General features: G+C 31.5%; 10 protein-coding genes and 1 pseudogene. All 11 read right to left on the minus strand.

The genetic code is table 11. The annotated features are described in order from the left end of the window. Positions 1-73 precede the first annotated feature (73 nt). Positions 74-508: a response regulator gene (locus QLS65_RS15475; protein WP_099715318.1), complete on the minus strand. Its 435-nt coding sequence runs from the start codon at positions 506-508 to the stop codon at positions 74-76. Beyond that, positions 508-3,531 (minus strand): annotated as a pseudogene (locus QLS65_RS15480) (hybrid sensor histidine kinase/response regulator); the annotation flags it as partial. The pseudogene QLS65_RS15480 and the gene QLS65_RS15475, both read right to left, overlap by 1 nt. Before the next feature lie 54 nt (positions 3,532-3,585). Further along, positions 3,586-4,137: a helix-turn-helix domain-containing protein gene (locus QLS65_RS15485; protein WP_282718635.1), complete on the minus strand. Its 552-nt coding sequence runs from the start codon at positions 4,135-4,137 to the stop codon at positions 3,586-3,588. A gap of 208 nt (positions 4,138-4,345) precedes the next feature. Further along, positions 4,346-4,708, minus strand: coding sequence for a cupin domain-containing protein (locus tag QLS65_RS15490; RefSeq protein ID WP_099715321.1), 363 nt, complete (start codon positions 4,706-4,708; stop codon positions 4,346-4,348). Between the two features lie 282 nt (positions 4,709-4,990). After that, positions 4,991-5,467 carry a hypothetical protein gene (locus tag QLS65_RS15495; RefSeq protein ID WP_282718600.1) on the minus strand — a complete coding sequence of 159 codons (477 nt, stop codon included), beginning with the start codon at positions 5,465-5,467 and terminating at the stop codon, positions 4,991-4,993. A gap of 2 nt (positions 5,468-5,469) precedes the next feature. Continuing rightward, on the minus strand, positions 5,470-6,147 hold the full coding sequence (locus QLS65_RS15500) for a peptidoglycan DD-metalloendopeptidase family protein (RefSeq protein WP_282718601.1): 678 nt from the start codon (positions 6,145-6,147) through the stop codon (positions 5,470-5,472). A gap of 163 nt (positions 6,148-6,310) precedes the next feature. Next, complete coding sequence (locus QLS65_RS15505; protein WP_282713407.1) at positions 6,311-6,568, minus strand: hypothetical protein; 258 nt, start codon at positions 6,566-6,568, stop codon at positions 6,311-6,313. Between the two features lie 140 nt (positions 6,569-6,708). Further along, a complete protein-coding gene (locus tag QLS65_RS15510; RefSeq protein ID WP_282718602.1) occupies positions 6,709-9,117 on the minus strand; it encodes an alpha-ketoacid dehydrogenase subunit alpha/beta in 2,409 nt (802 codons plus the stop codon). 186 nt (positions 9,118-9,303) lie between these two features. Then, a complete protein-coding gene (locus QLS65_RS15515) occupies positions 9,304-12,048 on the minus strand; it encodes a gluzincin family metallopeptidase (RefSeq protein ID WP_282718636.1) in 2,745 nt (914 codons plus the stop codon). A 191-nt stretch (positions 12,049-12,239) separates the two neighbouring features. Continuing rightward, positions 12,240-12,968, minus strand: a complete 729-nt coding sequence (locus QLS65_RS15520; RefSeq protein WP_282713405.1) for an LOG family protein — start codon at positions 12,966-12,968, stop codon at positions 12,240-12,242. A 201-nt stretch (positions 12,969-13,169) separates the two neighbouring features. Beyond that, positions 13,170-13,442 (minus strand): cupin domain-containing protein, encoded by a 273-nt coding sequence (locus QLS65_RS15525; protein WP_282718603.1) that lies wholly within the window; start codon positions 13,440-13,442, stop codon positions 13,170-13,172. Positions 13,443-13,465 lie beyond the last annotated feature (23 nt).

Raw genomic sequence — 13,465 nt, forward strand, 5'->3', positions numbered from 1 at the left:
TGTATTTCTGTTTGACTCTAAAAGTGTTACATAATTGTCAATAAAAGTTATATCATTCACACTTTAAAAAATACTACATTCTATCCATGTACCAATTTAATTGCTTTTCCATTTTTTGATATTTAAAAACAGAAGTAATTATTTTTTGTAAGCGAACAAAAGCAGTTTCGCTTTTCACCACATAGTCCACAGCTTTATGATGCATACAGTTTATGGCAACTTCAATTTTATCTTGGGAGGACAACATTATTACTGGAATTTCTGGATTGAATGCTTTTATTTTATCTAATGTTTCAATTCCGTTCATTGCATTTGCAACTATACCATCAAGTTGATAATCTAAAATTACTACGTCTGGATTGTTATTTATATTAGCGATGCACAGCTCTCCAGTAGAATAAGTTTCCACTGTAAAATCAGCATTTTCTAAAAATTCAATTTCTAAAGATTTTAAGAATAAAGCGTCATCATCTACTAGGAATATCTTTATTTTAGTATCATTTTTCATTATATGGTATTTTTGATTATATTAAGTTCTTCTTGTAATTCTTGGCATGCTTGTAAACAAATTTCTTCAAGTTGCAGGACTAAGTCATCTATTCCTTCCATTTTTTCGTGCGCAATTGCAAATTCCTGAATTTTTTTTGCCATATTTTCAAAGTTAGGATTCATGCCCATTATGGCAAAAGACGGAATCATTTTATGCGCTGCAGCACCCAATAATTGCCAGTTTTTATCTTCTAAACTTTGTTTAATGGTATTAATTAACGGTGGAGTTTGTGTTAAATACAATGAAATCATTTCCATCATTAACGCTGGATTTGATTTTGTTCGCTGATTTAAATAAATCAAATCAATACATTTAATTTTTTCCTCCTTAACGCTATTTTCTTCTATATTCTCATTAAGCTTAGCACTAAGTTTTTCAAGTTTTGGTTTTTTTAATATTCCAACAATCTTACTGTACAACAGCCTTTCATTAACTGGTTTTGCCAGATAATCATTCATTCCTACTGCTTTACATTTAGCTAAATCGACCGTTGTAACGTCAGCAGTTAAAGCGATTATAGGAATTTTAGAATTCATTGTTTTACGAATGTATTCTGTAGCTTCAAATCCATTCATTTCTGGCATTTGTAAGTCCATTAGAATGATATCGTATTCGTTTTCTTTTAATTTCTCGATGGCTATTTTACCATTTTCAGCAATGTCTCTGGAAAATCCAAAGTCATCCAATAATGTTTTCATTAATAGTTGATTAAGAGGAATATCCTCAACAACTAATACTTTTATGTTTTTTATTTCAGTATCTAATTCTAGCAGTTCATTTTCTAATTCAGCATCTGCATTTGTTTTTTGAAAACTTAATGTAAAGCTAAACGTAGATCCTTCATGAACAGTACTTTTTACACGAATACTTCCTCCTTGAGGTTCCACTAATTGTTTCACTATGGCAAGACCTAATCCGGTTCCTCCATACAATCTTGAAGTGCCACTGGATGCTTGTTGAAAATTTTCAAATATTTTTCCAATTTTTTCTTGGGAAATGCCTATTCCTGTATCAGTTATTGCAAACTCAATAATTACTTTATCCTCTTCTTCATGCAATAAATGAACGCTTACCGTAATCTTTCCATTAGAGGTGAATTTTACGGCATTACTTACCAAGTTTAAAATAATTTGGTGTAAACGAACAGGGTCTCCTACAAGAACATTAGGAATTTTACTGTCATATTCTGTAATTAATTTTAAATTTTTTTCTTGAATTTTTGTTTCAAACAAATGAAGCATTGCTAAAATGGAGGATTTCATTTTGAATGGTGTTTTCTCAAATGTCATCTTACCGGCATCAACTTTTGCTAAATCAAGAATATCATTAATAAGTACGATTAAAGCATCGCCACTCATTTTAATTGCATTTAAATATTCTTTTTGTTTAGGCGTCAATTCTGTTTTTAAAACCACTTTAGTAAATCCAATGATTGCATTCATCGGAGTACGAATTTCATGGCTCATATTAGACAAAAATTGCTGCTTTGCTTTTACTGCATTTTCTGCTATAATGGTAGCACTTTCGGCATTTATTTTGGCTTCTTGTGCAATTTCGGTGGCTAATTCAGCAAAAACCCGTGCTTCTACCAGCTCCGTAGCAATTTTTTTTTGTTCCGTTACATCTCTGGCAACAATTACAACTCCAAGTACATCTCCTTTATCATCTTTATAAACGGAACCATTGAATAATACATCCGTCAGCTTGCCTTCTTTATGGCGAAGTGTAAGCGGAGAATCAGCTACAGAACCTTTCTCGAATACTTCTTGATATACTTCTCGAGCTTTTTGTTGGTCAGTAAAATAATCGAAAAAATCAGAATCTGTAAGCTCGTCTCGCGTCATACCCGTAATGTTTACCAATGCCTCATTCATATCCGTAATTTTACCTTTGGTATTTATAGTGACCAATGGATCCCGACTAGCTTCAATCAAACTGAGAGAATATTGCGAAGCTAATTTTGCTGCGTAACTAAGTTCTTCCAGTTTTTTATTGGCAATTTGTTGTTTTGCTTTTTCTTGGTTTTGAAATAGAAGTTCTTCATTGGCAATCACTAATTCAGCCGCTCGTTTTTCTTTTTCATCATTTTGAAAAGCAAGCTCTTTATTGGCTACAACTAATTCGGCTTCACGTTTGTCTTTTTCATCATTTTGAAATAGAAGCTCTTTATTGGCAATGATTAATTCATTAGCTCTTTTTTCTTTCTCATCATTTTGGAAAGCAAGCTCTTTGTTGGCAATTGCAAGTTCAGCCGCTCGTTTCTCTTTCTCATCATTTTGAAATAGAAGTTCTTTATTAGCAATAATTAATTCATTAGCTCTTTTTTCTTTCTCATCATTTTGAAAAGCAAGCTCTTTATTGGCAATTACCAGTTCAGCTGCCCTTTTTTCTTTTTCATCGTTTTGAAAAGCAAGCTCTTTATTGGCAATTGCAAGTTCAGCCGCTCGTTTCTCTTTCTCATCATTTTGAAATAGAAGCTCTTTATTAGCAATGATTAATTCATTAGCTCTTTTTTCTTTCTCATCATTTTGAAAAGCAAGCTCTTTATTGGCAATTACCAGTTCAGCTGCTCGCTTTTCTTTTTCATCGTTTTGAAAAGCAAGCTCTTTATTGGCAACCCGTAAATCTAAAGCCCATTTTTGCTCAGCAATATCGCGGGCAACAATTACGACTCCTAATACACTTCCCAGATCATCTTTATAAACAGAACCATTGAATAATACATCTGTCAATTTACCATCTTTATGCTTCAGTGTAAGCGGAGAATCTGAAACAGAACCTTTTTCATAGACTTCCTGATACACTTCACGTGCTTTTTGCTTTTCGGTGAAATAATTGAAAAAATCAGAATTAATTAAACGATCGCGATTCAGCCCCGTAATATTTACTGTAGCTTCATTTACATCCGTAATTTTCCCTTCTGGATTTATTGTAATTAACGGGTCCAAACTTGCTTCAATAAGACTTCTGGCGTATTGTGATTCTTGAGTTTTTATAGTTTCTATATTTATTTATAAAATTGACTTGATTTTTTTCTATTTTAAGTTACCAATTTCTTCAATTGGGTTGCGTCTTTTATCTTTCAATTGTTTAAAATGGGAAGGTGAGAGGCCGGTAACTTTTTTAAATTGGCTGGATAAATGTGCCACACTGCTGTAGTTCATTTTCCAGGCTATTTCAGTGATGTTTAATTCACCATAAATAATCAGTTCTTTTATTCGTTCAGTTTTGTGTGAAATTATAAATTGCTCGATTGTAGTTCCTTGCACTTCCGAAAATAAGTTAGATAGGTATGTATAATCGTGATTTAATTGTTGGCTCAGATAATCAGAAAAATTAATTTTTATATTTTCTGTTGAATGGTGAACCATCTGGATAATCACGTTTTTTATCTTTTCGATTAGCATAGATTTTTTATCATCCATTAATTCAAGTCCGGAGTCCAAAAGTGCTGTTTTTAAAAGTTGCCTCTGGTCCATAGAGATATTTTCCATTATTTCAACTTCACCTAAATCTACAACCATGAAGTGTAGTCCAAGTTTTTTTAATTCTTCTTTTACCGCCATCTTACAGCGATTACTTACCATGTATTTTATGTATAGTTTCAAAGATATTTCGTTTACAGTTTAGAAAAATTATTTTTTTTCAGGTTAAAGTTACATTATATATTTTAATGAATAATTTTTTAGAAAGATATCCATCGATTATTCTCTTAAATTGTAGTTTTAAATAATTAAAATATGGCATATTTTGTTTTGGATGACATAATTATGCTTTACTTTCATAAAAACTTAATTAATTTTCGTATCCACTTTTTATAGTTGTTGAAATCATTTTGAATTGCACATTTGCATTAAAGGAATGTGTGGAGTGAGCTGGAATTATTATTCCTTCTCCTAATTTAAGAAGGTGCTTTATTTCATTGATGAAAATTTCCGCTGTTCCGTCAATTATTTGAACATAATTATCAAAAGGTGACGTTCTTTCAGATAATTCTTCGCCAGCATCAAATGATAAAGCAGTAATGTTTCCAGTAGTTTTTTTAATTATGGTTCTGCTTAAAACAGCATTTGGTATATACTGTATAATTTCAACTATGATGTGTGATTGGGATTTTGTTAACTCACGGTTATCTATAGGTTTATTTTTATATTGCATATTGACTATTTAATTGCTCTACGATAAGTTGAGATTTTGTGAAGGTAGTCGCTTTAAACCCAATTTACGCTATATAATCGTGTAAAAGAGTTAGTTTTGGTCGAAAAAAGCCAATTATAGGACAGCTAATTTGTTTACATTATCAAAGATGTTGATAAACAATATTTTTTTATAATTAACTCATTGCATATAAGTTATAAAAGTATCTCTATTCTAAATTTAGATTAAAGAGGCTTTCTGGGGCATAAAAGGGTTTATACTCAGGATTATTTTATTAAAAAATTAATTCATCGAAAAAGGAGTTACCCAATCCAATGATTTAATTGAGGAAACTTTATTTTCTTGATTCATTGAAACACGAAGTTCTTTATTGGCTACTTTCTTTGAATACAATGCTTTGTAGCGAAAAATTGTTGTTCCGTCAAAATTGTTTTTGTAAATCTCAACTAATTGAAGATCAATAAAAGTTCCATAATACTGGCGGAATCTGGTACAGGTTTTTGTCAATCTTTCCTCTGTCGTATTCTTGATGACAGATTCTGTTGCTTCACTTTGGTTGAAAGGTTTGAATTTAGAAGTATTACAAGTCATTAAAACTCTTTTTCCTAATTCATAGGCTTTGATTTTTTGGCTTTCATTAACTTCGGATAAACCAAGTTTTTCAATTTTAGCTTTCTCCGGTTCAGCAGTTGTAACAACTTTTTTTGATTTACATCCAATGAGCAGAAGAATACTGAAGACAATAATTATTTTTTTCATATTTATACAATTTTTAATAAGATATTCGGGTCTGGACAGTTCTTCAAATAATGCTTCAAGTCATTCTCACTGCAAACTCCAGGATAGTCACCAAATGTTTGTGAAATTTCTTCTATGATCTGAAAATGTAAATGAGGTGCATAATCTCCATTCACGGAAGCATCTCCTAAAGTCGCTATTTGTTGTCCTTTTTCGAAAATATCACCAATTTCAATATCGCTGATACTTTCTAACGAAAGATGGCCGTATAAAGTATAAAAACGCTGATTTTCTATTTTATGCTCTAAGATAATCGTTGGACCATAATCTCCTACACCAGTATTGTAATTAAAACTATGAATAAATCCATCAAGTGCTGCTAATACTGGAGTTTCGGCTTTAATCCATAAATCTAAACCGATATGGATATTTCGTTCCTCAGTTTTAGAATCGTTGAAAATATCACTGCGTTTGTATAGATTTCTAATTTCATTATAACCACCAAAAGCAACTTTTGCATTGTTTTCGTCTAAATAGTTTTCGATATATTTTTCAAAATTACTTGCAGTTTCAATAGTCTGTTTTGTAAAGCTTTCATTTTGTATCGATAAATCCAATGGGATGTATTGGTCGTAATTTATTGATTTGTCTATCACTTTTACATTTTGGATGTCTTTTAAGATAGTTTCCAGTGCGGTCATAATTTGTATTAATTTTTATAATTCTTAAATTTAAAATAAAAAATGGCAACATAAAAATTTAGGTAGTAATATAACTTTTAATTGTGAAAAATGTTTCTAAAAAAATGCCAATATGAAATTTCATATTGGCATTCTAATACTTTGTCGACATAATAATCGGATATTACTTTTTGATCTCCACTTTTGCTTCACCACCGGAAAGTTCCACGCTGGTTTTAGTTTTTCCATCTTTTGTAGTCACACTTACACCATCGGTAGCTACTTTTATTGACGTGCTATCTTTCGCTTCAGTAGTGACAGTTGTAGTTGTCTCACTTGAAGTTTCAGTTTGTGTTGCTGGAACTGTAGTTTCTTCTTTTTTCTTGCAGGAAACAATCGCAAGTAGTGATAGGATTCCTAAGAACAATGATGCTTTTTTCATATTTTATGTTTTATGGTTATTAGCCAATTAATTGATATACAATTTACTGTTTTAAATCTTTAAAAGAGAAAATTGGTTTATTATTTTTAAAAAAAAATCCCAATCGTAAAGATTGGAATTTTAATTTATAATATTAGTTCTTAATACAAATTTGGATATTTCGAAGGATTAACTTCGTTCATCATTGCATAGACTTTTTCAAAAATATCTTCTGCAGAAGGTTTTGAGAAATAGTCTCCGTCTGTTCCATAAGCAGGTCTGTGTGCTTTTGCAGTTAAGGTTTGCGGTTTACTGTCTAAATAGTTATAGGCGTCTTGTTGCTCAATTATTTGTTGTAAAATATAAGCTGAAGCTCCGCCTGGAACATCTTCGTCAATAACTAGTAAGCGATTTGTTTTAGCAATACTTTTTACCACATCTTGGTTGATGTCAAATGGTAGTAAAGACTGTAAATCGATAATCTCACAATCAATGCCTACTTCAAGAAGCTCATTTGCTGCTTGTTGCACTAAACGCAATGTTGAACCGTATGAAACTAACGTAATATCAGCACCTTCTTTCAACGTTTCCACAACACCAATTGGAGTTTTGAATTCGCCATAGTTCAACGGCATTTTTTCTTTCAATCGGTAACCATTCAAGCATTCGATTACTAATGCGGGTTCATCACATTCTAACAAACTGTTATAAAATCCTGCTGCTTGAGTCATGTTTCTTGGAACTAACACATGAATTCCTCGTATGGCATTTATGATCATCCCCATAGGAGAACCGGAATGCCAGATTCCTTCTAAACGATGACCACGAGTTCGGATAATTAATGGCGCTTTTTGTTTTCCAACAGTACGGTATCTCAGTGTTGCTAAATCATCACTCATGATTTGTATTGCGTACAATAAATAATCTAAATATTGAATTTCAGCAATTGGGCGTAAGCCTCTTAATGCCATTCCAATTCCTTGACCTAATATGGTAGCTTCACGAATTCCCACATCGGCAACACGTAATTCTCCATATTTTTCCTGCATTCCTTCTAAACCTTGATTTACGTCACCAATATTTCCGGCATCTTCACCAAAAATTAATGTTTCAGGATATTTTGTAAAAATAGCATCAAAGTTATCACGTAAAATCATGCGACCATCCGTATCTTCTTTGGCATTTTCTGGATATACCGGAAGCACTTTTTCTACAGAAAAGACATTTAAATCTGTTTCTGAAAATAAGTTACTGCTAAATTTTTCCTGTGTAGTTTTAGTATAAGAACTGATCCATTGTGACAATTCTTCTTTACCGTTTTCATTTAGGATTAAGCGTAAAACTTTACGTGCTGTAACTAGAATTTCCTTTTTCAACGGTGATTTAATACTATTTAAATCAGATGTGAATTGTAAAATTCTATCTTTATTTTTACTGGTTTCAGCTATTTTTTCTAATAATCCCACCAGTTGTTTTTGCTCTTCAATAATAGGTTCAATAAATGCATTCCAAGCTGCTTTTTTACCTTCTAAAACATTTTTTTTGGCTTGAGCATCAATAGCATCAATTTCTTCTGGTGACGCAATATTGATGGCAATCATCCATAATTTCATTTGGCGGATACAATCAAAATCTCTTTCCCATGCCAAACGATTTGCATCTTTATATCTTTCATGAGAACCTGAACTAGAATGTCCTTGTGGTTGTGTCAATTCATTTACGTGAATTAAAACAGGAATGTGGTTTTCACGGGCAATATCAGCAGCTTTTTCATAAGTAGCAATTAAGTCAGCATAATCCCAACCTTTTACTTTCAGTATTTCATAGCCATTACTGCCATTTTCTCTTTGGTATCCTTTTAAAATCTCTGAGATATTTTCTTTGGTAGTTTGGTGTTTTGCATGTACAGAAATTCCATACTCATCGTCCCAAACGCTCATAACCATAGGCACTTGTAATACACCTGCAGCATTTATGGTTTCAAAAAATAAACCTTCAGATGTACTTGCATTTCCTATTGTTCCCCATGCAATCTCATTTCCTTCATTAGAAAAATTAGCCGCATTTGGTATTCCTGAAACTTGTCTGTATATTTTTGAAGCTTGAGCAAGTCCTAATAATCGTGGCATTTGTCCAGCCGTTGGAGAAATATCAGCACTTGAGTTTTTTTGTTTTGTTAAGTTTTTCCAAGTTCCGTCTTCGTTTAAACTATGAGTGGCAAAGTGACCGCCCATTTGTCTTCCTGCTGACATTGGCTCTTGTTCAACATCTGTATGACCATATAAACCTGCAAAAAATTGTTGCACGGTTAATTCTCCAATAGCCATCATAAAAGTTTGATCACGATAATACCCGGAACGGAAGTCACCATTTTTAAAGGCTTTCGCCATGGCTAATTGTGGTACTTCTTTTCCATCACCAAAAATGCCAAATTTAGCCTTTCCAGTCAATACTTCTTTACGTCCTAAAAGACTGCATTCTCTACTGATTATAGCTAATTTATAGTCATTCAGTACCTCGATTTTGAAATCTTCAAATGTCAATGTAGTATTGGTTTTTTCTTTTATCATAATTGAAAAGTATAACTTTGTGGGGCAAATTTACTTAAAAACTAGCTATTTTCATAATTCATTAAAAAAAATATAATTTAATTATTGCAATTTATTCTAATAAAAAGAACTTTATTTTTTTGTTATATGTAATTTTAAATTCGTTTTAATGAGAATAGTTTAATGAATAATGAAAATTATATTGGATTAGAACCATTTTCGATTAAAAAGATTGATTAATGTTTTAGGCGAAAAAGTAACTATAAATCGTACTTTCTCGTTATAATTATTTTGCGCTATTTCCCATCCATTATTCGAATATACAGGAAAATACAGCTCAAAGTAATCTGTTACAAGGTTGAGACGAATTCCGCTGTCGTATAAAAACTTTGTATTTTGGTTATTATTTTTAATAAAACCTAAATCTCCATAAATTTCTATCCAGTTCCATACGCTCACACTTGCGTTTAAGCTGGTAATCCATCTATTAGCATAAGGGGTATCCATTTTTGATTTAAAACCACCTTCTGCCATTATGAATTGTTGACTGTAAAAACCTGTGCTTTCTGAACGTCCAAAATAATTATAATCAAACAAATAATCGGTAGGCCTGTCTGATGCGAAACTAAAAAAATCAGATTCGGTTTTGTTGTATAAAAAACTTCCCGCATAGAATCGCAAATTAATTTGACGATTGTTTTCAAAAAGCTTTCGATATTCTATTTCTCCGTTTACTTTTCCAAATTCTCCTGAAATCTGAATATCAGAACTAAAATTGAAATGATTCGTTACTTCGGTTTTTGTATTTACATAGCGTGCATCAAAAATGGAATAATTAGATGGAGCATTGTTCATGGTAAAAGCGCTTTCTTCCCTGTTTACAATAACTTGTCGCAAAAGAATCAGTTGTTTTCTGTTGTCTCTAAAATTAGGTTCGCGAATTCGCAATTGAACCGTAGGATTTAGTCTAAAGTAAGAAGCATCTTGCGTATAATGAAAGTAAGAGCCGCTAACAGAATATTTTACATTATAAAGTGTGCTGTTTCTATAATTTTGATTGACTACAAATGAAGCTGATCCAGATAAATTATTGGATTTAGTAGAGTAGGATGGATTGATGTCAAATGTGAATGGCTTGTCTAAAATAGTTTTATTATGCAATCGTATTCCAGGAGTTATTCCGTCGTATAAATTATAATATATAGACGGAACATATAAAACTTGATTGTAATATGGATCTTCTAAATCTTTTAAAAACACAAACTTAACCGGACGATTATTCGGAAAAAAACCATCTAGTTTTTTCCAGTTATTTCTTAAATTATATTCAGGAACTTCATTCTTTAAATTTAAAATAATTTTATCTGCACCATTTCTCGGAAACGTGAAAGTACTGTCGCATTCTTCAATATCCAGCCATTGTTTAAAAACTATTGTGCCTTTTTTTGTACCATAAACTGGGATGGGAATAGGAGTTTCTGTCTTGTTTATTAATGAAAAAGTGATGCTGTCTTTGGTTTTTTTAACACTGGAAAATTTATAGTCAATAATAGCTCTGGAATTAATAATGGTATTAAAAAACCAATTAATATCTTTATCGGTATTTGATTTTAATATAGTTTCAAAATCAGCTCTGGAAACTTGTTTGATCTGATTTTGATTGTAAAATTGTTTGATACTAGTTGGTACAGCATCATTTTGTAAATAATCATCTAAAAATCTAATGCTTAATCCGGAACGATATTTACTGGCAATTTGTTCATTGAATTTTATCAACGTGTTTTTTGGATCCCCTAGTGCTTGATCCAGATTTTTTCGAGCCATCAGCATATAGAAATAACTATATTGATTATTAAAACCAATATTGGCAATATTATAACTCTTCAATAGTCGGATGTTAGAGACACTTCCCATCATTTTAGTATTTGGGTGATTTTCATCCATATACTTCATCATGGCATAGACTTGTAAACCATCATATATCCAGTTGTCTTTTCGGGGATCTAATTGTAAACTTGTTTTTAAATATTCATTCAGATAGGTTTTCAGAAATTTAATTTCAAAAAGAAATTCATCCGAAAAGGGACTTATAAAAGACGGAAGCTGATTCAAGCCATAAAAAGGATTTCTCTCGTAATCCGTTTGAGAAACAATAATCTTCTCATGTGGATATTTTCCAATTAAATCGTTTGTAAAATTCACAATTCGATCGATTATAATCGCTTTTTGAATATTATCTAATTTGTTGTTTCTTAAATCGGTCAGTACTTCAACAGCACTGTTTTTATAACTTTCAAAATGAGATTTTGGCTCAATGATAAGACTGAAATTGGTTCTGTTATTTCCCGATAATTTGTAATTTATAAAAGTTTCATTAATTGATATACTGCTTTTTAAATCAGAAATAGCTTCGAAATTTTTAGGTATTTTTAAATCAATATCAAAACTTGAATTAGCATTGGCAATATCATCTAAATTGGTATTGCTGTAGCGTATAAAATCATGATTTTCATAACGGGCTGGGGTAAGAAACCAGTTTTTAAGGTGTATAATTCCGTTATTTTTGTATCCGTATTTTGTGAATTTATCGCTTGGAATTTTAGTTAGATAAATCAGCTGTAAAACAATTTTTTGATTCGGAAGTAAATGTTGTCCTAATTTAATTTCAATCAAATCAGGATTTCTATCTGGTCTTTCCCATGACAAAACCAATTTATTTGCGTCTAAAATGATTACACTTTTCGTGCTTCCGCGTTCTTCTTCTTTCGCTAAGTGAAAATCTCTGTAAAACTCATCAGAAAAACGTTTGGCTAAAGGAGTATTTTTAGTAGAAAAAGCATTACTCCAATCGTTCAGTACAATCGAGGTTAACGTATCGTTTGACTGATTAAAAAAAGTAATTTGTTGTTGAATATTCAACGTTTTATTCTCCGTATTTAACTCAGCCGTTATATCAGATTGATGTTGTGCATATTGTTTTACTGAAAGTAATAAAACAAGAGCATAAAACGTAATTTTAAAGAATGAGTTCAAATTCAAGTATTAATTTATTAAAAAAATAAATATACTTTTTTTTAGAATAAAACACTATAAAAACAGTCTAATTAACATAAAAAAAAGCTGTTGATTAGACAGCTTTTTTGTTAAAAATTAGGGGTTAAATCATATTTTTTATAGAACTTATCCAGCACATCAACCACTTCATCTTCAGTATCCACAATTTTGAATAAATTCAAATCTTCAGCGCTTACGGTATGTTCTTTTTCTACTAAAACTGTTTTAATCCAATCGATTAATCCGGACCAAAAACTGGTTCCTACAAGGATAATAGGGAATCTAGCTATTTTTTTTGTTTGAATCAAAGTAATCGCTTCAAACAGCTCATCCATGGTTCCAAAACCTCCTGGCATTACCACAAATCCTTGGGAATATTTAACAAACATTACTTTTCGAACGAAGAAATAATCAAAATTCAAGTTTTTATCGCTGTCAATATACGGGTTGAAATGTTGTTCAAAAGGCAATTCAATATTCAATCCCACCGATGTTCCTCCACCCAGATGTGCGCCTTTATTTCCCGCTTCCATAATTCCCGGCCCACCACCGGTAATCACACCGTAGCCGGCTTTACTTATTTTGTAGGCAATTTTTTCTGCCAATAAATAATTAGGATCTTCGGGTTTCGTTCTGGCAGATCCAAAAATACTCACACACGGACCAATGCGTCCCATACTTTCATAACCGTTTACAAACTCGGCCATAATTTTAAAAATCGCCCAACTATCATTGGTTCTAATCTCGTTCCAAGTTTTTCTTTTTAATCGGTCTTGGATTACTTTATCCTCATCATTATCAAAATCTTCTAATCTCATATTCTCTATTTTATAATCTTATTTTTTTTGGAGCTAATTCCTGCTATCCTTTTCAATCTTTATTGTTTTAAAAAAAACAATAAAGGATTTTCATTACTATCAGGGCTAAGTAAATTTAATACGTTTGTTCTTCAATTGATTTAGTTATTTTGGATATAACTTTACCTGTATGTTCGGTAGTTTTTGATTCTATAAGCATTATTAAACATTCGTCAGTTGACGAAACTCTATGGTTAATACCTTTTTTACCACAAATAAATCTCCTTTTTTCATAGATAATTTTGGCTCGTTTTCAATTTCCATTAAAAGTTCGCCTTCTACAATATAAAATAATTCATCTTCATTTTCGTGATTATGCCATGGTAGATCTTGGCCCTTAATTTTTGCTACTTTGATAAATTGATCATTAACTTCGCCAATTATTTTAGGTGAAAAGTAGTTTTCGACACTACTGAACGCTTTTTTTAAATTCATAACTTACCGAAATTATTTTTTAT

Source organism: Flavobacterium algoritolerans, from assembly GCF_030010385.1.
GTDB classification, from domain to species: Bacteria; Bacteroidota; Bacteroidia; order Flavobacteriales; family Flavobacteriaceae; genus Flavobacterium; species Flavobacterium algoritolerans.